The organism is Flavobacterium sp., assembly GCF_036782315.1.
Lineage (GTDB): Bacteria > Bacteroidota > Bacteroidia > Flavobacteriales > Flavobacteriaceae > Flavobacterium.
The window spans coordinates 23,000-44,719 of sequence record NZ_DAIPZK010000011.1 but is presented as its reverse complement, the minus strand read 5'-3'; the positions used below and the strand labels follow the sequence as shown (position 1 = coordinate 44,719).

The window sequence follows — 21,720 nt, the reverse complement described above, 5'->3', positions numbered from 1 at the left end:
ATGGATTTACAAAATATTTTTTCAAAAAAAATGTTGCAAATAGTACTATTACTTTTTGTATCACAAATCTTATTCGCTCAAAAAATAGTACGATACGATTTATACGTTCGCGATACAATTGTCAACTATTCTGGAACTGAAAAAAGAGCTATTGCGGTGAACGGTCAAATTCCAATGCCAACCTTAACTTTTACAGAAGGCGATATTGCCGAAATATATGTCCATAACGAATTGAAAGAAACTACTTCGTTGCATTGGCACGGATTATTTTTACCTAACAAAGAAGATGGAGTACCGAATTTAACCCAAATGCCCATTCAACCTGGCACAACGCATAAATATACGTTTCCCATCATCCAAAACGGAACGCATTGGTATCATTCGCACTCTGGATTGCAAGAACAAATCGGAATGTATGGTATGTTCATTATGAATAAAAAAGAAAACGATCCTACTTTTAGAAGAGGTATCGATGATTTACCTACCATTCCTGTCATTTTAAGTGAATGGACCGATTTAAAACCCGAAAACGTTCACCGAATGTTGCACAACGCTTCCGATTGGTTTGCCATCAAAAAAGGTTCCACACAAAGTTATAGTGAAGCCATTAAACAAGGGCATTTTAAAACAAAACTAGGCAACGAGTGGAAACGAATGAATGCCATGGATGTAAGCGATGTCTATTACGAAAAGTTTCTAATAAACGGAAAAAACGAAAGTCAATTAGCACAATTCAAAGGAGGTGATAAAGTCCGACTTCGTATTGCCAATGGAGGTGCTTCCTCTTATTTTTGGTTGACCTATGCAGGTGGAAAAATTACGGTAGTAGCTAGTGATGGTAATGATGTAGAACCTGTGGAAGTAGATCGATTACTAATTGCTGTTTCAGAAACCTATGATGTCATAGTCACAATTCCAGCCGATAATACGTCATATGAATTTTTAGCTACCGCCGAAGATAGAACAAAGTCGGCTTCAGTTTATATTGGAAACGGTATCAAACAATTGATTTCACCCTTGCCAAAATTAAAATATTTTGAAGGGATGGAGATGATGAACGATATGATGAAAATGAACGGTGAGTTAGATGATATGGGAATGAGCATGTCTTTAAATCAAATGGATATGAACGTAGTTATGTATCCCGAAATTACTGGAGAAGCTGATAATAAAAAGAAAGAACAAACACCAAAGGCAGCAAGCCATCAAGAACATTCAAAACATAATAAGTATGATGCTAATGCATTGGCGAACATCACCACATTGAATTACGCCATGCTTAAAGCTACCGAAAAAACAACATTACCAAAAGATGCACCAGTAAAAGAACTTCGTTTTGAACTTACGGGAAACATGAACCGTTATGTGTGGAGTATGGACAATAAAGTGATTTCAGAAACCGATAAAATCTTAATTAAGAAAGGCGAAAATGTTAGAATTACGCTCTACAACGGTTCCATGATGCGCCATCCCATGCATTTACACGGACACGATTTTAGAATCATTAACGGACAAGGGGATTATGCACCTTTAAAAAACGTAATGGATTTAATGCCAATGGAAACCAATGTAATAGAATTCAATGCTAATATTGAGGGCGATTGGTTTTTTCATTGTCACATCTTGTATCACATGATGGCAGGCATGGGTAGAATTTTTACGTATGAAAATCAGGAACCCAATCCATTAATTCCTAATCCAAAATTAGCCCAACGCAAATTATTTGCTGATGACAGAGCTTTTCACATCATGGCTGAAAACGATTTTGCTACCAATGGAAATGATGGTATGGCAATGGTACAAAATACCCGTTGGAGTTTAGGTGCAGAATGGAGATTAGGATACAACGATATGCACGGTTATGAAGCCGAATTCCACTTGGGAAGATACATTGGTAAAATGCAATGGTTAATGCCCTTCATAGGTTTTGACTGGCGTTACCGCGACATGGAAGGCGAAGTTGAAAAAAATATATTCGGACAAAAAAACACCAAAGACCACAGAGCTGTTTTCAGTGCAGGATTCGCCTATACCTTACCCATGTTAGTTCAATTTCAAGCAGAGGTTTTTCAAGATGGAAATCTAAGATTACAATTAATGCGTGAAGACATACCTGTTTCCAAACGATTACGAATGGGCTTCATGGTCAATACCGATACCGAGTATATGTTAGAAGCACGATATATCCTAAAACGAAATCTCAGTCTAAGAACCCATTACGATAGTGATATGGGGTTTGGAGTAGGGTTAAATTTAAATTATTAATAGAAAAGAGCGCTTTCAACTGCGCTCTTTTTTTATTTAAAATTATTTTTGATTATTTCTTCAAAATCCTCTTTTATAAACTCCCAATATTTTCCTTTATAGCAAATTGGGTCAAAATCATCATCAGCTTGTTCAAAAGAAATAAAGTTTTGAATAATTAAATTTCTATCATGAGTATAAAGATATCTTTGTTCATGTAGTTCTATCATTTGATTTATAGAATAAGAATCAAGTAAATTATGTAAATCCCAAAAATCCTTTTTTCTTCCACCTCTTTGAATGACATCTATCTTCATAGCAATAATCTCTTCAATATACCACCAACTAATCTAAAGTTTTGAAAAATAGGAGCATTCATTAAAGTAATGAGACTATTTTTCAGCAAATCATTTACGGTATTGTAATAGAGCATTATGCTTTTTGTTTGTTTTTATTAACAGTGTAAGGTTTTCTTCTTGAGTTTTGAAGAGCCACTTTAATCTTAGGTAAACCGTAAAAAGCTTCTAGCTCTTTTTTTTCGGTTTCATTTCCTCTTTCATAAACTCTTTGAATAATTGCTCTATATTGCTTATCCCAGTTAATTTTAGAAATATCAGTATCCCAAAAAAGTGACTTTCTTAGATTAGATAGGTTAGGAGTATGGCTTGATTTCTTTTTTTCTTCGGCTATTTCATAAAAGGTTTGTAGAAATGCTAATGAGCCTTCTTCTAAACCGAGTGCTGCTTCAATTTTTAAAGCTAATGCCGTATTGAGACTTCTTCTGCCTTTAGTAATAGAATTAATGGTTTGTGGATGTTCTCCTATAGAAAAGGCAAAAGGACGCTGAGAAATCTCTTTTTTTGCTAATAAACGCTCTAAAATGATTCCTGGATGAATGCCTTTATATTTTTCTAGTTCAAAACTCATAATATAAATGTAAACAAATTTGTTTACATATTGCAAGAATGTTGCCACAGTTTTTATATACAGTCTATTCACCGCTATAGCAGTAATTTTAAGCTGTTGTTTCTGGTTTTAAAAACTATGTTGATTGTTTTCTCAATACTATATTTTTTTATAAAATTAAGTGAGAATTTTTAATTTTTTCTTTCAAACTTTCTTCCACGCTCGTGATTTCTGCAAACGTATACCATTTGTTTACAGTATCACTAATTTGCTTTATGATGTTATCCGCTTTTTTAATATTCATTGCTTTTGCAACCATCAATAAGTCTTCTTTAGTTATGTCTTTTCTTTTTCCATTTAAACTCAAATTGTGTTGGCTTACCCATGTGCTCTCAGGACTATATGCAAAGAATATATCATAGGCTGGAGCTAATTCCCATTCTGAATCCTTTTTTAATCTAAAAGCAAAATTTTTGGTATGATCATCACAATTTCTTGAGATTACGTTAAATACCATTCTTCTATACATTTGCTCGGCTTGTGGATATGGAAGTTGTAATATACGCATCGTTTGAAACAATTGTTCGTAGCTGAAACTTGTTATTTGATTAAAATCGTAATGCTGCATGGCACACAAGGTTTGTATATGGTGTTTTTGGTCTCCATTTTCACGGTCAAAACGTTTTGTCATAAAATGGGCTCTTCCGTTTTCTTCCATAAGTCTACATTCCATCATATCAATTTCACATGCTTTTGCCATAAGATAGTATGCCATCTCGACTCTTCCGAAACCTGTACTCTCTCCAAACTGTACATCGCTAATTGTGTCTAATTTAATTAGCCAGTGTTCAAAACCTTTTGGAGCTATAGTTTGTCCTGATTTTACTTGTCCGGTTTTTTCATTATAAGCTATAATTGCTTTTGGACGAGCACCACCTGCTGAAGTTCCTATTTTTAGAATATCTAGCATTGCTTTTTGTTCATCCACATTTAAGTTGGTTTCAAAACTTTCTTTTCTAGTAAGCATCTTTCTAGATATGTTTACTAAACTATCAATTTCAATATCAAATGCTCTTTTATTTGGTTTCAGTTGTGATGGTTCAAATTCCAAAGCACCCATTCCACGTGTGCCTATAAAACACAAAAGTTCTACAGGATTCATGCTGTTTTCAGGACGACCATTTTGTGCTAACCAACTATTAATAAGTTGATTTCCATAATCATCAGGTAATACATCGGCTAATAGTCCAGGTAATCCTTTGAATGTTTTTACATCTCTCAGTTCTGGAAACGAAAAAATACGTTTATTACTATTAGTAATAGGCATTTTTATTGGGGCTAAATCAGATTTAGTGTTTATGAATTTAGGATCGTATTCAAAACTTGCTATACCAGTTGCTTTATCCCAAGCAACGGCACCAACGGTTTCTCCCCATATTTTTACAAAAGCGGTTGTAATCATTACCAGTCAGATTTTTTAGTAGTATCGTTATCCGTGTTTCTAGCACGTTGTCTTTTTTGTTGTGCTTTTTTTGCGAGTTCTATAGGGCTTATTTCTTGTTTGATTGAAAAGATATCTAGTAGTGGCAAAACACCTAAAGCTCTTAATATTTGAATTAATGAAAGTAATGTAATGGCTTCACCATTCTCAATTTGACCTAACGTCCATTTGTTTATGCCAGCTTCTTTTGCTAATTGAGCTTGCGTTCTGTTACTATTCAATCGTTCATTTTTAATGAATGCTCCAATTTGACTTACGATAGCTGAATCACTCATGGCAATCCAATTTATATTGGTATTTTCCATCTTTATTGAGTTAAATTATTATTATAATTGGTATTTCCCAACAAATATAGTAATTAATTATATATTATATGTGAATATTTTAAGTTTTTATGTAGGTAAATACAGGTTTTAATGCTTTTTTTAATTGTTAATATTGGTATTTACCTATTTTACTAGTGTTTTAAGTTTAGAACATGTAGTAAGTTTTTACTGTAAAAAATGCGGTGAATAGATAAATTGATCACCGCAAACTAATAATTATAATTTAAATTTGTTTCGTTTTCTAACATTTGTTTGTTTTGTATTAAAACAATTTATATATTTGCATAATTAATCTTTGATTCAAAATTATGGTATTTCAAATTTCACAAGATCAAATAGGTCAACGTATTGCTGAGTTGAGAAAGAGAAAGCAACTATCTCAAGAAGACTTGGCTAAGATGGTTGGTATATCTAGACCTTCTTTAACCCAAATTGAATTAGGGAAAAGAAGTTTGAATATTATGGAGTTACAAAAATTTGGACAAGTACTAGGTTTTTCACTTGATGATTTTATGTCTGAAAAATTTTCTTTGGATGCTTTAGATTATTCGGAAGAGAAAAAAGAAAAAAGAGCTACGAGTAGAATTTCTGTACCTTCTCTAAAAGCAGGTAAGATGAGAAATATTTTACTCTATATTTTAGAACATTGTGCTGGAAAACCTAATGTAGGGGAAACGGTTTTGTATAAGTTATTGTATTTTTCTGATTTCAATTATTATGAATTGTACGAAGAGCAATTAACAGGTGCCTCTTATCGAAAATTGCCATTTGGTCCTGTTCCTCAAAATTTAGATATCATCATTAATGATATGATTGAGAGTGAGCAAATTCAACGTTTACGAACGGAATATCATGGTTATCCGCAAACTCGATATATACCTCTTGTAAAAGCTGACTTGACTGAATTCAAGGCTAGTGAAAAAGAAGTTATTGATAGAGTTATTGAGCAAATGAGCGATTGGTCGGCATCAGCTGTAAGCAATTATTCTCATAAGGATATACCTTGGATGGTTTCTAAAGATGGGGAAGAAATCAATTATGAATTAGCTTTTTATCGTGAACCTCCTTTCTCTGTTAGGAATTATGAAGAAGATGATGCCTTATGATTGTATTTGAAGAAATAGCTCCTTATAAGAAGGATTTTAAAACTCTTGTAAAAAAATACAAAACCTTAGCAGATGATCTGGAAACTGTTAAGAAAGTATTGTGTGTTCTTCCTGAAGACAGACCTCCTTTTAGTTTTAGAATTGATAATTTAGGAGTGTCAAACTGTGTAATAAAAGTTAAGAAAATAGCTTGCAAGTCGCTTAAAGGAAAAGGGGTTAATTCGGGATTGCGATTAGTTTATGCTTATTTTGAAGAGGAAAAGAGAATAGTCTTTATAGAGCTTTATCATAAAAATGATAAAGAAAATGAAGACAGAGAACGAATATTAGACTATTTTAAATAATAGATTATGAAGGTAAAATTTAAAGAAGGACATGCTGGCGTAATTACTCTTCTAAATGGGGAAGTATTTAACTATGGCTTAAAAAGATATATTTTTAAAACAAATATTTTGGTTTATTATACTGGTAAAGCTCTTCGTGAATTATTCAAAATCAATCCATCTGAAGAAGAAAAATTATTTATTAGTAAAGTATTAGAACTTTCTGAAAAAGAGTTACAAAAACTCGATTATATAGGAAAAGTAAAAATTTCGGATGTAGTATCTTATACATAAAAAATAACCGAAGCTTATGGAATAGTGCTTCGGTCAGATTAATTTAATTGATTGGTCCCTCTTAAATTATTCTGCAAAAGTAATAGAATTCTTTTTATTACCTAATTATTCCTTGGGTTTTTAATCAAACACCTCAGTATTAAATAGTTTGATTGGATAAAATCTGAAAACCATGGCAAAAAATGGTACACCGGGAGATGGTCACCGCAATGGGGCTGTAAAAGGAAGAAGTCAGACTTATAATCCAAAAACCGAACAGTATGTTAAGCGTGATACTAGTACTGGTCGTTTTATGGATGTTAAGCAAGACGGGACTCCATTTAAAGGGGTTCGCAAAGAGAAATAATTTCTTTGTATTGAGTAATTAGGTGTGTAGCACCAATAATAAGGTGCTGCATTTTTGTTTAACTAAAAAGATTCTTATGAGTAATATTACCCAAAGGTTTCAACCAAGCCAAAAAGCTACTGTTTGCTACAAAAATAGCTGTGTTACAGTTTATAATGAAGTAGCCGAAGTAGTCAATGTAATTGCCGTTGCCACAACATTGATTATAGCAGTTTCTTTAGTTGCAAAAGCGTTGAAGTAATTAAAAAAAACCCAATCATATCTTGGCGGAGCTGATTGGGTTATAGGGAAATAAGTTGTTCGACTTTAAATACTTAGGTTTTTACCTTAGTATCCCTCTATTTTGTTGTGTAAAACTAAGATGTTTTTTATTAAAAACAAATTTTTAGCAACAAAAACCGCATGAAACTCAGAACTCCAAGAGTTTTTAAATGATTAGGAGTGTTAAAATATTTAAAAAAATAAAAAACAAAGTATCATGAATACAAAAAAAGACGGTCAGGATGACCACAGTAAAAGACCTTCGTTAGAATTAATTATTGAAGGGAAAAAGTTTGAATGGTTTGAGCAGTTCATTACGGGAAAACAATTGAAAGAATTGAGAGGACTTCCTCTTGATTGTGAATTATTCTTAGATATAGTTGAACCTTGGAAAGATGATGCTATTTTGAATGATGAAATTGTTGACTTGGCAAGACCAGGAATTGAGCAATTTTACATCAAACAGAAATTAAAGTATTCTATTGATGGTGAAAACTTTGAAACTGATAAGCAGTATATCAAAGGTTCTCAAATAAGAAGACAGGGAAATATTCCATCTGATTATCAAATCTTTTTGGATAATAAACAACCATGGGATGACGATTTAATTGAAGACGATGAAATAGTTGATTTAGCAAGACCAGGTAAGGAAAAGTTCTACTCTAAAAAAGAAGTTACTGAATTCATTATCATTGTAAATGGTAGAGAAAAACAATGGTGCGAAAAAACTATAAGTTTCAAGCAAGTTGTTGAATTGGCATTTGGAAATTATCAAGAAAATCCAAATACTGTTTATACGGTAACCTATGCTAAAGGTCCTCATCAAAATCCTGAAGGTAGTATGGTTAAAGGAGATAAAGTTTTTGTAACTAATAAAATGGTTTTCAATGTTACAGCAACTAATAAGTCATAGTCCCGACCTTAAAAGATTACAAGATGAGGGTTATGAACTTGAGGTTAAAGGTGGATATTTACTTATCCACCATATGCCTTATGTTAATCATCTAAGAGAGGTTAAATATGGAATTTTGGTTAGTGAATTATCGTTGGCTAATAGTCAAAAAACTATTAAACCAAGTACACATGTTATAAATTTCATTGGCGAATATCCTTGTAATAGTGATGGAAGTATTATTACTGCTATTAAGCATCTTAATCAACAAAATCTCGGTAATGGAATAGTAGTTAATTTTTCTTTTTCTAACAAACCTCAAAATGGTTATTCTGATTATTTTGAAAAAGTATCTACTTATGCAAACATTATTTGTTCACCAGCGAAAAGTATTGATCCTTTAGTTACAGAAAAGACTTTTAGAATTAGAGAAAATATAATTGATACTGATGTTTTTCAATATATTGATACAAATTCTAGTAGAGCGAAAATTAATCTTATTAATGAAAAAGTTAAAGGACAAAAGATCGCTATCATTGGATTAGGTGGAACCGGTGCTTATATCCTGGATTTACTTTCTAAAACTCCTGTGAGCGAAATTCATCTTTTTGATGGTGATGTGTTTTCACAACATAATGCATTTCGTTCTCCCGGAGCTGCTGGAAAGGAAGATTTAGATTCTGTGCCATCAAAAGTTGAATATTATTCTAGTCAATATTCCAAAATTCATCAAAAAATTTCTGCACATCATGGATATGTTTCAAAAGAGAATATGGAGGATTTACTGACTATGTCACACGTGTTTATTTGTATTGATAATGATGTTTCAAGAAAGTTGATTATTCAGTTTTTGTTAAAAAACAATATTTCATTTATAGATGTTGGACTTGGGGTGAATACGTTAGATGATGCTTTGATTGGGACTGTTAGAGTTACAACAGGAACTAATGAAAAGCATAATCATTTAGCTGATAGAATTCCTTTTGTTAATGAAGATAATAACGATTATAACACTAACATTCAAATAGCAGAGTTGAATTGTTTGAATGCAGTTTTAGCTGTTATTAAATGGAAAAAGCTCTGTGGTTTCTATCAAGATCTACGAGAAGAGCATCATAGTACTTATTCTATAAATGTTAATCAATTGACAAGTGATGAAGTTACAGCATAAGTTTGTTGAGTTTATTCCAGAAGTATTGGAAGATGGAATATTATATATTTCGCTTACCTATTGTACAGCCATACACAAATGTGTGTGTGGCTGTAACAATGAGGTTGTTACACCATTCTCACCAACGGATTGGAAAATGACTTTTGATGGTGAAACCATTAGTTTATCTCCTTCTATTGGTAATTGGAATTTTGCATGTCAATCTCATTATTTTATTAGAAAAAGTAAGATTGAATTTGCTAGAATTTGGTCGTCAGATGAAATAAATGATGGGGTTCAAAAAGACGAAAAGAAAAAGAAAAACTTTTTTTTCAAAAGGAAAAAAAAGAAGAAAAGATAAATCTTTATAAACAAAAAAAACAGGTGTTATTTACCTGTTTTTTTCTTTTTTATATAGAAGTGGGTCACAGGTTTGAATTCTGATCTGTCTTAATTCCACACTATACAAGGAAATTTTGTGATAAGTTAAAATTAGTTGGTCAAAAAAAAATCTTAAAAAGAGAAAGTAAATATGTATCATTTTTAGCAGCTACTAAAATTGATGCTAAAGAAGAAATTAATAATATTTCTATCATCCCACAAATTTAATATCATTTTAAATGACTCAAAAAATCCAACAACTCAGGTTCAATAACTTCTTCCCATTCTTCCTTGGTCATATTTCCAAAAACATTAAAATTATTCTTTTCTTTAATATTTTTATTTCTTAATTCTTTTTCAGCGATGACCGATTTAATGATTGTCCTAGCATTTTCATCAGGCTTAAAATAAGGAAATATTCCTTCATCACAACTATACACACGCTCAATACACCTTGGATGATAATAATTTTCAATACAACTTCTATGAATGACGTAAGATTTTGCATTTAATTTTCTATCTCTAAAACTTTGAGCTTTTTGATTTTGTTCTGCTTCTTTATTCTCTTGTTTATCACTATCAATTAAAAGAAATAAGTTTCTACCTGATTTATCAAAATAATCAATATTCAAAAAGCTATCTATATCTGCTCCTCCTCCAAAAGGAAGAACTAATATTTTTGGATTATTAATTAAATCAAAACCTAATATTTTTTTACAAATGATGTCATAGAATTTCATATCATTTGTACTTTCAACGAAAAGAAGGTGTTCATGATGATCCCTTAAATTAAATGAAGGCTTAATCCCTAATTCATCGATAATCTTAAACAAAAATTCTTGCTCATTACCATCTATAGCATTTTCATAATTAGATTGACTGCCTTTTGTACATAAAACTACGCCTTTTACATCAGTTGCTCCAGCAAAAACTGGTGAATGGGTTGTAGTAATAACTTGATTATCATACGACAATTCTTTTAATGCTATTAATAAATCTTGCTGTGCTGTTGGGTGTAAAAAGGTTTCTGGTTCTTCAATTAAGTAAATGATATTATTTCCCTTGCTTTTTTCTGCCAAATACCTAAATCTAGCTACCATAAAAAGTCTACGATAACCGGTTCCTTTATGCGTCATCGGTATAAACTTTTCATCACCGTTAAATTGAAATGAAACATCTACGCTTTTGATAGCATCTTTCCACACAACATTTGGGGTTATATCAATATCTTGCAAATTAGTCGCATACTCTTGCATATAAGATTTTAATATTGCAGCTTCTTTTTGCATTTCTAAATTAATCTCCTTTTGAAAATCTTCAAAACGCGCTTGCTCTCGGGTAAAATACTCCTCAATTTCAGCAACTGATGCTGTTTTAAATTTGGTATCCGCTTCTAAACCATAATCTGCTTTAAACATTTCAACATCTGGAAACAACGAAGCAATTTTCATATCATCCATAATCCAAAAATTAGCTCGTGGCTCTTCAGCAAAATGAAGTTTAATGTGTTTGATTTTCTCTGCTTTTGAATTTCTGCCTTTACCCTCAACTGGGATTTGAATAGCATTAGCTTCAATAATAGTTGAAATTTCTTCATCAGATTTAAAATACAATCCTTTTAAATCTTCTCTAACAAAATCATCAATTAGTATTTCTTCTGTAGACCAACTTTTTCCATCACGAGTTGCTGTCCTCCTATAAACTATATTTTCATCGAAAATAAAGTCTTCAATAAATTCATCTAAACCTTCTGTCTTTTTGACTTTTGATTTTACCTTTGAACTCAATAATTCAATAATATTTCCACTTTTAAAACTAAATTCCATTTCAATTGGAATTCCAATTATATTAAAATCGGTAATAGTAATAGCAAAATTTTTTAAATCCAAAAAAGAAGCAATTGCATTTAAAATAATTGTCTTTCCAGAATCATTTTTTCCTACAATAGATGCGAATGGTGATAAATTGATTTCTCTTCTTTCTTTAACTCCTCTGTAATTGGTTAATGTTATGTTTGAAATGTACATTGTTTTGTTTGTTTATTCGAATGTGATTACTTAGTTGTGTAGAATAGAATAATAAATTTAGATTAGACCTAATTCTTTACCAATATCTTGATACAATTTCGACAGTGGTCTTTTATGCTGCTCCTTTTCTAAAGCATAATTGCCTAAAATCATTCTATCAATCTCAGACTTACTAAATTTCAGACCTTTATATGAACTTAAATACTCTCTGTACTTTTGTGAATACTTTAAATTTCTCTTTATGATTAATTCAATTGCATGATCATGATGAAGTTCATATAGCTCTTTCAAATTAAAAACTTCTAAATGACCAGGAATTGAATTTTTAAAAAAAACTTCAATATCTGATTTTCCAGATAATGGATTTACTATAGCTATGTTTTTTATCTTGTGACTTAATTCAAAGTCATTATAATTTAATAGATAAGGGTTTTTCAAATTTTTAACAAATGGGTCGTTTTCTTCTTTAGCTCCAAAACCATTACAAGATTTACATGAAGGAATTAAATTAAAATAGCTTAATGCCAGTTGAGGGTACTTGGATTTTGGGTAAAAATGGTCTATTTCAGGTTTTATTTTTTTGTTCCTCGATGTGGTATATATGTAATTTCTGTTACAGTATGGACAAGTATTAACTTTAATTCTATTTATAAAATCCCATTTTTTTAATCCCTTTTCATAACCGTGACTTACAAAAATATTTTTTAAAATCGTATTGTCATCATGATTAGTGTCGATAAAACTAGATAATGTGGTATTTAGGTCATCTACAAAATCAACCAAATTATTAGGACTTAAATTAATTAAATTCTTCAGCGAATTGTTTGTTTCGTCATTCAATGTTGTTAAATAAGCACGCAGACCAGGTGATAGATTCACATCTACTTTATTTTTTTTTATCTTTCCTGCTGTCAAAACTCTATTAAGATGATGTAAAACATCATCTTTAACTGCTAAATAATGAGCATCCGAAAACGAGTTATTTATTTGAAGTGGTATCACTTTTTTAGTTGTTTTAGTTTTTCCTCTAACTTTAATATCTCATCATTTTTAAACTCTGGAAAAGCCTCCAAAAACATATCATTTAGTTTTTCATTTAAGTAAGGCTCTCCTATTTGATCAATAACCTTTTTTGCTACTTCAGGTGAGGAAATCCATTTTTTTTCAACTCTTTTATTTTTATCATTTAAATATTCAATGACATCTTGAATCTTACTTTTTGCAAATTCTCCGATTAAGCCATCACCAATAAAAAAAGAGTCTGATAACAAATCGCTAATATTTGCACCAAATGAGTTTTTTGGTTTCGTATATTGATCAAATACAACATTTGAGTTTTCCTTATCTAAGTAAATTGTATTATAGTTTAAAACATCTGACAAAGTTAAAGGGTCGTGAGTAGTAAATATGATTTGAACGTTAGATTTAAGCGATTTAAAATAAATGTCAAAAAAGAACAATATGGATTTAACAAATTGCTTTTTCCATTTTGGATGAAATCCCAAATCAGCTTCATCTAGTAAAACTATATTTATATTATTCATCCATTTAAAAAATGTTAGCTCTTCAAGAGATTCATGAAACCTTGAAAAAAGATTTAACAAAGCGTTTTCACCAGAGCTTAAAGCTCTTTCAGAAGGCAAAAAATTAATAAAGTCTTCAATTTTATCTTCTTTGGTGAATTTAAAATCTGTAAAATTTTCAATGTTTTTTTGATAGTAACTATTTACTTTGTTTAAAAAAGTATTTTGAAGTTCTAGTAGTTCTATTGCTTTATTTTGTTCTAAAAAAATTGCTTTCTCACTCCAATCAAACTCAATAAATTTTATTTTATCGTTTACGTTTGCTTGATCAATAAATTCATTTACCTTAAGTATTAAATCTTTTGTTTCTGATATAGGTAATAAAGTGAATTTTTTTCCGTTTTGAATTTTATAAAAATGATTTTCTAAAAAGAAAAAGAATGAATTTTGAGCTGATTCATTTTTGAATTTATCACTAAATTTATTTATATCGATATCTAAAAATCCTTCTTCTAGAAATCTATTCTCCTTTTCCATTTGTATTATAAATAAGCAAATGAAATCCATTAGAAAATAATTTTTCAGCAATTCTTTCTGGAATTCTCCAACCCTTCTTTTATCTATATCATTAGCCTCTTGTCTGGTCTTTTTATAAATATATTGTATAAAATTTCTGAATCCATAAGGTGTATTGTGAAATCGTATTTCGTCTTTTTCTCTGTCAACTTCAATTAAATATCTTGTAAAAGTTATTTTATTTAAATTGTCAGATGGTAAATTAAATATCTTACAAAACTCTTTACCAATTTCTGAATTTTTGAAATTCATCTGACGAATTTCATTTTTCATCTTTAGTTGTTGTAAAGGCTCAATTTTTGAGTTCGATTTTCTCTTTGTATCAATGTCTTCTAAATCTTTTTGCATTAAAAAATCAAAACTTAAATCAATACCACTTCTTCTAGACTTAAAATCTAGAAATGGTGAATAATAAAATGTGGAAATAGTATTATTTGTGGTATGATTTTCAATATGAAAAGTAAACTTTGCATTTGATTTACTTGAAACTAATATTTTATCATTATCTTCAAAGAATATTGTTGATATATAACCATATTCACTATTTAGAGAATTAGAAATGATTTCTAAAAGAGAACTTTTTCCTGCTCCGTTTTTACCGACTATAGCCGATAGTAACAATACAGTATCTTGATTGTAAAAGTTAGGAATGAAATTTTTGTTATCTTCTTTTGTTATAAAGCCTTTTTCATTAATTGAAAAAAAATATCTTCCTCCAAAATTTATTATTTGTGGTTTCTCAAACAAGAAATGGTTTTCAATGTATATTGCGGATAATATCATATAAATTTTTACCTCGGATAAATTCCATTATTTTTCATCCAATTCAAATGTCTTTTTAAATCATCTGGATTGAATTTTTCTTTTTCTTTAGACCAACTGTAGAATTTCTTTAAAATTAATTCAAGGTTTATAAGTTCTTTATTTTCAAGGGCTTCTTTCCAGCAAGCATAAAGAGTTGCAACAGCTTCTATATCTTGAGATTTGTATTTTCTAAAAGTGGCAATCAAATAATCTATTTTTGGTTTATCAGCTTCAAAATATTTTTGATAATCATTTTGGTGTGAACCAACAGCCCCTAATGGTTTGTATTTTAAAAACTCGGTTTTCTCAAATTTAAACCATCTTTTTTCTTCAAGTTGCTTATCTAAAGAACGCATTAATCGGTTATCATAAGGCCCCATGGCTTGTTTTAAAAAATTCATTGGTAAACTCATGTTGTTTATTTCTTGACATAAGTACAGCAACTTTTGAAGTTTTAAATGACCTAATGTTGCTTCATCATGAAGCTGATAAACTATTTCAGCAGCTAATAAAGTTCTTTTGTATATATCAACATTCGAAGGTTTTAAAGATATTACCTTGGCTTGTTTTTTATTTTTACTTTTTAGTTCTTCAGCTGGCTCTGCAACCATACCAAGTATTGTATCTTCAACTTTATAATTTTCTTTAGCTGAGCTAGTTGAAGCCACACTAACCTGCCCATTCATCAACATAGGCAACAACCAATCTCGTAATGAGGCAAGTTCTTGGTTTTCCTTGTAGTTAATGGAAATTTTTTTATAAATTGATTCAACTTTTTCATTAAATAATTTTAAAATATCTTCGGCTGGAATTACTAATTTAAATCCATTTACCATCCCAGAATTCAAATTATTAATATTTGTACCTAAACACTCATTCTTAATTGTATTGGACATAAAGTCAGATTGTGTATAATTAAATAAATAAAAATGATAATATTGTTTTGGAACAAACTTTGCACAAAACGCTCCAAATGAGACTGTTTCATCAAAATAATAAAAACCATTTTTTCCTATATGCTCAATACTTCCACTTGACATAGTAATTAAAATATCAAACTTGTTTAAAATTTGTTTTTTGTTTACTAATTCACTAGGAACATATACCATATCATTAAGGTCTATCTGATTTCCAGTTATATTAGTAGCCCTCAAAATTGGGATTACATTACTATCATTTGAAGTTTTTATTGATTTCTTATCATAACTAACACCTCTAATAAATTCTGAAATATCCGAAATAGTTCCAATCTCCCACCCTTCAGGAATCTCTCTCTTCAACTCTTCATTCCAAACCATTTTACCTCCTGAAGATTTATAAGGTTTTCCTTCTTCATTGGGAAAATCAAACTGAACAAACCAATAATGATACAAAGTCTTAGCCATAGCTTCTAACTCCGAATTGATTCTATTGTTGATTTCTATTTTTGAATCTATATTTGATAAAAATATTGATGTTTTTTTTTGAACTTCTGTTTCTGGTACATAAAATTCATATGATGCTAAGTTATCATTGGTTAAATTAGGAAAAGTTGAACCACTTGTTAAATTTAATATTGAATTTAAATTGTACTCAATAAGATATTTTAAAAAATGATTAAATTCTTTACCTTTTTTATGAGATATAGAAGCTAATCCTCTTCCAATTGCATATTTTTTATCTGCCCAATTCATTCTACCAGTTGTAGAACCCCTAACACAAAAAAGTATATCAAATTCTTGGCATACTTTTTTTGGATCATTTGTGTATTGTTTTGGAATCGGGTAAAACGAGGTGAATTCAGATGGCCCATTTAAAAGAGGAATTCCATCTCCATTCTCATTGCAAGTTTCGCCTTGGGGCGATTGTCCCATTTTTATGTTTGCTAAATCAGAAAGTTTAACTTTAATCATAATTTCAACCCTTTCAAATTATTTTGAATTTCCATTTCTAAAGTCTTGTTTTCCTTAAAAAGTTCACTTAAATTAGATTCAAAGTTTTTCATTTTGGCAGTAAATTCTTCTGGAGAAATATCCACATGTTCAATTTTAACTTCAAAATATTGTCCTGCACTTAGGCTGTGGTTTTTGGCTATAATGTCATCATAACTAACCACTACTGAGAAATCGTCAATAGCCTTTTTGGTGTTAAACGTGTCAATAATCTTATCTTCTTCTTCGTATGACAACACGGTTTTTTGGTTCTTACCTTCTTTAATTGTAGTGCCTAATTTTGAGGCATCAATCAAAACTACATCTCCTTGATTTTGCTTGTCTAAAAAGATAATAGAAACGTTGGTACCAGTAGTGGCAAAAATGTTACTTGGCATACTTACCACACCCGCCAACATTTTACTGCTCACCATACGTTCTCTAATTTTTTTATCGATACCACTTTGTGCAGTAATAAAACCTGTAGGTACCACTATTGCCGCTTTACCTGTATCTTTTAATGAGTAGATAATGTGTTGTAAGAACATGAGGTAAATCGCCATACTTTCTTTCTTGGTTTTTGGAATATTAGGTATTCCTGCAAAAAAACGGTCATGGTTTTCTTTGGTGTCTAAGTCAGCACTAAAATCAGAGAAATCCAATTTAAATGGAGGGTTACTCACAATGTAGTCAAACTGTTGTAAGCGTCCATTTTTGTCTTTGTGAAACGGTTCTAAAATGGTGTTTCCTTTCACTACATTAGGTATGGAATGTACCAAGTCATTCAAAATTAAATTTAAACGCAACAAATTAGACGACTTTTGTGAAATGTCTTGTGAGTAAATAGTACATTTATCTTCTCCAATTTGATGGGCTAAATTCATTAAAAGCGTCCCAGAACCCGCACTTGGATCATAACAGGTTACATTACTTACATTTTCATTCACTAAACAACGAGCCATAATTTTAGCTACGGCATGCGGTGTAAAATATTCGGCATATTTTCCGCCACTGTTAGTATTGTAATCTTTAATTAAATATTCGAAAATAGTTGCATAAAAATCAAATTTCTCATGAAAAATATGTTCAAAACTAAAGTTAACTAGCTTGTTAATGATTGCTTTGCAAAATTCATCTCGTTTGTCGGTTACATATTTGCTAATGTTTTCAAATAAAACGATTTTTTCACCACCTTCTGTAATTACAGAGAAGATGTCGCTGTTTTCTTTGGCAATATCTAATAAGGTTGCATCGAACAAATCAGCAAATTTGGGCTCGTTTTGTTTTTCAAACAGACTTGTTATAAACTGGTGTGGTTGTAAACGTGCAGTACTTTCACTCATTTGAAACGAAAGCATTTCGTAATCGTCTGTGGTGTAAGAAGCTAAAACGGCTTTTAAATCTTTTGCATTGGATATTTTTGGGTCTATTTTTTTTAGTTCATGAACAAATTTATCGTTCAAAAACTTGTATAAAAAAACTTGGGTAATAATCTTAAATTCGTTTCCGTCATTTCCCAAACCATAATTTGCACAAACACTTTTCAGGTCATCAATTAATGTTTTGGTTTGCTTTTCAAATTGTACTGAGGTTGTCATTTTATTTTTGGGTTCTATAATTTAGGCAACTCTGCCATAAAATTCATTCATATATTCTTTAACTATCATAGCATTCACACGTTTTGCATTAGCTGAATCAAGTGCAATGTCATTTTTAGATTTAAACTGTTCTACTACGTATTTGATAATCATTCGCTCTACGTAACTTTCATTTTCTAATATGTTAGAGTTCTGTAAAATTTGTTGGTCAACCGCTGCTTTCAAACCTTGTAAGGCTTCAAATAATTTACTTTCGCTATCAGTTAATGGATCTTTTTCCATCAAACGTTTGTGCAAACGGGCATATTTTTCGTCATTTTCATACTTAGCACGTAGCAATTGATTTTTACGTTCTAATTCTTTGGCTTGCGTATAAATTGCCTCTAAAGCTTTGATGTTAGCTTCCATTTCTTCTTTGGTTACTTCGTTTAAATTTTTCTTTTTAAACAAGCGTTCCAATTCTTCTTTTAAGGAAATAAAAATAGGGTCAGCAGGGTCAAAATTGCCACCCAACATTTCACGTGTTTTTTGAAGTGTATTTTTTAATTGGTCAGCCAATACCATTTCTTCCTCCTTTACTTTTACAAAGGCAAAAATGACATCTTCTAGAGCAATATTTAATAAATTAGTATTGTCAATATTGGTTTCTAAGGCTTCTTTAGTGTTAATTAATGCTAAATGGTTATTGGCTTCTCGAGACAATATAGTTAACCTATGAAAATCTAATTTCTCTAATAAATCATAATTACCTGACAATCGGATTAAATTATACAAGCTTTTTGCGTTATTCAATACACGTGTAATTTTCAACATTTCACTTCTATCTTGAATCTGTGAAATTTGCTGTGAAAAGATTTCTGCATTTAAAGTATCAAAATGAAACAAAACGTCTTTGATTTCTTGAATCTCCTGTTTTATTTCTTCGGGTGTTTTAAATAAATTGGAATAATGTTCCATTTCATCGCCTAACTCGGCTTGTAATTCCCTAAAATAATCTTGATTGGTTTTGTCAAATTCACGTTGAATATCTGCAAAATCAACTACATAACCATATTTAAAATCTTTATATGTTCTGTTTACACGGGTTAGGGTTTGCAATAAATTATGTGCTTTTATAACCCTTCCTACATATAGTTTTTTTAATCGTGGTGCATCAAAGCCTGTAAGTAACATGTTGTATACAAACAACAAATCGATTTTTCCGTCTTTGAATTCATCTACTTGATTTTTTCGGTCATCTTTTGTGCCAATATCATGTAAAATAACAGCAACCGATTTTACTTTACTCTCATTTTTCTTTTTATCACCATAGCTTTCATGAGGTTCAGCAGCCAATAATAAATCATCAGAAACAGTTTTTTCTGCGTATTTATCTTGGAAGATTTCATACATCATTTTGGCTTGATCCGAAGAATCACATACTACCATTCCTCCAATCGTGTTGTCATTAAAAGCAATACGTGCACGTTCAAAATCTTGAATAACATAATCTAGCATCGGTTCAACAAATCTAGGATGTGCATAGACTTGTTTTTTGTCACCATTGCCTTTTAAAATATCGATAGATTCTAAAGCTTCCTTTAATTTTAATTGATAATTGGTTTCAATTTCTTCTCGAATTAAGCGCAAGGTGTAACCATCCGAAATAGATGAATTGTAGTAGTATTTATGAATGTAACTACCAAATAAAGCTCTAGAGTTGAAATCGTCGCCTAATAATGGTGTTCCCGTTAATCCTAATTTAATTGCATTTACATCCGATTCATTCAAGTTTGCCAAGAAACTACCTTTTGGATTATAACTGCGGTGTACTTCATCTAAGAAGTAAACCCTTTGAATAGACAAATTATAATCTGTATTTCGAACCACATCTGGATCGTCTTTGAATTTTTGAATGTTAACAACGGTAATTTCAGGTTTCCCTGAGCTATTATGAATAACAGAAGTTGCTTTGATGTCTTTTGAAAACTCCTCTCTCGAGTTTATTTTATGAACAACTAAACCTCTGCTTAGAAACTCTTTGCTTGCTTGGGTTAGTAAATCCAGTCGGTCAACAATAAAATAAAATTTAGGAACAACACCTTTTTTTTGAAAAAAATTAGTTAGATACTTAACGTTATAATATGCCAAAGCGGTTTTACCACTTCCTTGAGTATGCCAAATAATTCCTTTTTTAATTCCTTCTTCGAGTTTACTCTCAATCGCTTTTGTCGCAAATAATTGAGGGTAACGCATTATATGCTTTTGCAGACCAGTAGATCCTTTCACATAGGCTATTCCAAACTGTAACATAAAAGCCAATCGTTGTTTTTGAAACAAAGATGTAGAAATTCTATTGGTTGGTGTATTATAGTGTTTATTGGTTAAGAATTCTGGTGAGTTTTTAATACTTAATAAATTATTGTCTTTTAAAACAAAATTCTCTTGAGAATCATCAACTACAGAAAATAGCGAATCAAAATTGAAATGATCTTCTTCTCTGAAGTAATTGAAATTGGGTTTAGAATAGGAGGGGGTAGCATAAAAAGCACCTTCAATTGGTAAAGGTGAACTATTATCATATTCCATATTATTTGAAAAAACCATCAATTGAGTTAAGTTCACAAAATGACGAAATTTTTTATTTTGAAATCGAGTTTGAATACGCTTATGTTCTGCTAAAACACCATCTTGATTGTTTGGCTTTTTAACCTCAATAAAAACTAAAGGCATTCCATTAATCAAAAGAATTACATCAGGACGAAATTCTTCATCGTCTTTTTTATAGGTTAATTCCGTTACAACATTAAAAGAATTATTTTCAAAATTTTCAAAATCAATTAATCTAACACCAGATTGATCTATAAGTTTTTCATAAAAAGCCTTTCCTAAATCTTCATTTTCTAGACAAAGTGCAATTTCATCATAAACTCTATCAACATCTCCGGAACTCAACTCAGGATTCAATCTATGAAGACTAGATTTAAAAATATCTGTAAAAATATTTGTCGATTCATCCCATTTTTGGTCTGATAAAGATAAATATTCATACCCTAAATGCATCAAATGCAATATAGTAGGAATTTTTACACGAGAATCTTCGTTGAATTTCATTGATTAATTTTATATGTATAGTATAAACCTTCAAACATAACGAAAAAAAAGGGTATTTACAACTCGTAAAAATAACTGATTTTCAAACCAGGTATTTTTACGGGGGTACCATTGGAAACAAAGGTAAACAAAGGGAAAACAAAATAAATGAGGAAAACCGTAAATGAAATGATAAAAATAGTTTCCGCTAATTAGTTTCTATTGTTTGCCTTTGTTTTCTTTTTTTGACTGTTGAAAAAAGAATGAGAAAAGACTAAAAAGAATTGGATTAGAATTTCTATTTTTACATCAGAAAAATATTTTTAATCGCGTAAGCTATTAATCTTGGGAATAGAAAACTAGGAATCTTCTAAACAAACCAATGAATTAATAGGCTTACGCCCGTGCATAATATTGCGTGGGCGTAGTCTTCTGTTTGTTGGGTCTCCTAGTACCTCTATTTCGGTTGGCTAATGTCTC

19 protein-coding genes are annotated in these 21,720 nt (G+C 30.6%); 9 read left to right on the top strand and 10 right to left on the bottom strand.

Annotated elements, in window-relative coordinates; all coding sequences use genetic code 11:
- Complete coding sequence (locus V7P59_RS10075; protein ID WP_442902422.1) at nt 1–2,265, top strand: multicopper oxidase domain-containing protein; 2,265 nt, start codon at nt 1–3, stop codon at nt 2,263–2,265.
- Between the two features lie 32 nt (nt 2,266–2,297).
- Here the strand turns inward: V7P59_RS10075 and V7P59_RS10070 are convergent, their stop codons facing one another.
- The 4 genes from V7P59_RS10070 to V7P59_RS10055 all read right to left on the bottom strand — a co-directional run bounded on the left by V7P59_RS10070 (nt 2,298) and on the right by V7P59_RS10055 (nt 4,956).
- On the bottom strand, nt 2,298–2,567 hold the full coding sequence (locus V7P59_RS10070; RefSeq protein WP_442902421.1) for a hypothetical protein: 270 nt from the start codon (nt 2,565–2,567) through the stop codon (nt 2,298–2,300).
- A gap of 109 nt (nt 2,568–2,676) precedes the next feature.
- A complete protein-coding gene (locus V7P59_RS10065; RefSeq protein ID WP_333810035.1) occupies nt 2,677–3,171 on the bottom strand; it encodes a helix-turn-helix transcriptional regulator in 495 nt (164 codons plus the stop codon).
- A 148-nt stretch (nt 3,172–3,319) separates the two neighbouring features.
- Nucleotides 3,320–4,612: a type II toxin-antitoxin system HipA family toxin gene (locus V7P59_RS10060; RefSeq protein WP_333810034.1), complete on the bottom strand. Its 1,293-nt coding sequence runs from the start codon at nt 4,610–4,612 to the stop codon at nt 3,320–3,322.
- The gene (locus V7P59_RS10055; RefSeq protein ID WP_333810033.1) at nt 4,612–4,956 is read right to left on the bottom strand and encodes a helix-turn-helix domain-containing protein; all 345 of its coding nucleotides are present in this window, start codon (nt 4,954–4,956) and stop codon (nt 4,612–4,614) included. The genes V7P59_RS10060 and V7P59_RS10055 overlap by 1 nt, the downstream gene beginning before the upstream one ends.
- Before the next feature lie 329 nt (nt 4,957–5,285).
- Here V7P59_RS10055 and V7P59_RS10050 point away from each other — a divergent pair, with 329 nt between their 5' ends.
- The 8 genes from V7P59_RS10050 to V7P59_RS10015 all read left to right on the top strand — a co-directional run bounded on the left by V7P59_RS10050 (nt 5,286) and on the right by V7P59_RS10015 (nt 9,710).
- On the top strand, nt 5,286–6,083 hold the full coding sequence (locus tag V7P59_RS10050) for a type II toxin-antitoxin system antitoxin SocA domain-containing protein (protein WP_333810032.1): 798 nt from the start codon (nt 5,286–5,288) through the stop codon (nt 6,081–6,083).
- Complete coding sequence (locus V7P59_RS10045; protein WP_333810031.1) at nt 6,080–6,427, top strand: hypothetical protein; 348 nt, start codon at nt 6,080–6,082, stop codon at nt 6,425–6,427. The genes V7P59_RS10050 and V7P59_RS10045 overlap by 4 nt, the downstream gene beginning before the upstream one ends.
- A 6-nt stretch (nt 6,428–6,433) precedes the next feature.
- Nucleotides 6,434–6,700: a hypothetical protein gene (locus tag V7P59_RS10040; RefSeq protein WP_333810030.1), complete on the top strand. Its 267-nt coding sequence runs from the start codon at nt 6,434–6,436 to the stop codon at nt 6,698–6,700.
- A 172-nt stretch (nt 6,701–6,872) separates the two neighbouring features.
- The gene (locus V7P59_RS10035; protein ID WP_333810029.1) at nt 6,873–7,046 is read left to right on the top strand and encodes a hypothetical protein; all 174 of its coding nucleotides are present in this window, start codon (nt 6,873–6,875) and stop codon (nt 7,044–7,046) included.
- 76 nt (nt 7,047–7,122) lie between these two features.
- Nucleotides 7,123–7,287: a hypothetical protein gene (locus tag V7P59_RS10030; RefSeq protein ID WP_333810028.1), complete on the top strand. Its 165-nt coding sequence runs from the start codon at nt 7,123–7,125 to the stop codon at nt 7,285–7,287.
- A gap of 237 nt (nt 7,288–7,524) precedes the next feature.
- Nucleotides 7,525–8,220, top strand: a complete 696-nt coding sequence (locus V7P59_RS10025; RefSeq protein ID WP_333810027.1) for a multiubiquitin domain-containing protein — start codon at nt 7,525–7,527, stop codon at nt 8,218–8,220.
- The gene (locus V7P59_RS10020; RefSeq protein WP_333810026.1) at nt 8,195–9,370 is read left to right on the top strand and encodes a ThiF family adenylyltransferase; all 1,176 of its coding nucleotides are present in this window, start codon (nt 8,195–8,197) and stop codon (nt 9,368–9,370) included. The genes V7P59_RS10025 and V7P59_RS10020 overlap by 26 nt, the downstream gene beginning before the upstream one ends.
- A complete protein-coding gene (locus tag V7P59_RS10015; RefSeq protein WP_333810025.1) occupies nt 9,354–9,710 on the top strand; it encodes a DUF6527 family protein in 357 nt (118 codons plus the stop codon). The genes V7P59_RS10020 and V7P59_RS10015 overlap by 17 nt, the downstream gene beginning before the upstream one ends.
- Before the next feature lie 250 nt (nt 9,711–9,960).
- Here V7P59_RS10015 and V7P59_RS10010 read toward each other — a convergent pair whose 3' ends face one another.
- Genes V7P59_RS10010 through V7P59_RS09985 form a run of 6 tightly spaced genes read right to left on the bottom strand, consistent with a single transcriptional unit; the run spans nt 9,961 to nt 21,261 of the window.
- Nucleotides 9,961–11,757, bottom strand: coding sequence for an ATP-dependent nuclease (locus V7P59_RS10010; protein ID WP_333810024.1), 1,797 nt, complete (start codon nt 11,755–11,757; stop codon nt 9,961–9,963).
- Between the two features lie 57 nt (nt 11,758–11,814).
- Entirely contained in the window at nt 11,815–12,759 is a 945-nt protein-coding gene (locus V7P59_RS10005; protein WP_333810023.1) for an HNH endonuclease, read from the bottom strand.
- Nucleotides 12,756–14,639: an AAA family ATPase gene (locus V7P59_RS10000; protein ID WP_333810022.1), complete on the bottom strand. Its 1,884-nt coding sequence runs from the start codon at nt 14,637–14,639 to the stop codon at nt 12,756–12,758. The genes V7P59_RS10005 and V7P59_RS10000 overlap by 4 nt, the downstream gene beginning before the upstream one ends.
- A gap of 8 nt (nt 14,640–14,647) precedes the next feature.
- A complete protein-coding gene (locus V7P59_RS09995; protein WP_333810021.1) occupies nt 14,648–16,552 on the bottom strand; it encodes a restriction endonuclease subunit S in 1,905 nt (634 codons plus the stop codon).
- On the bottom strand, nt 16,549–18,168 hold the full coding sequence (locus tag V7P59_RS09990) for an HsdM family class I SAM-dependent methyltransferase (protein ID WP_333810020.1): 1,620 nt from the start codon (nt 18,166–18,168) through the stop codon (nt 16,549–16,551). Before V7P59_RS09990 ends, V7P59_RS09995 begins: the two co-directional genes overlap by 4 nt.
- 21 nt (nt 18,169–18,189) lie before the next feature.
- Complete coding sequence (locus V7P59_RS09985) at nt 18,190–21,261, bottom strand: type I restriction endonuclease subunit R (protein WP_333810019.1); 3,072 nt, start codon at nt 21,259–21,261, stop codon at nt 18,190–18,192.
- Nucleotides 21,262–21,720: the final 459 nt, after the last annotated feature.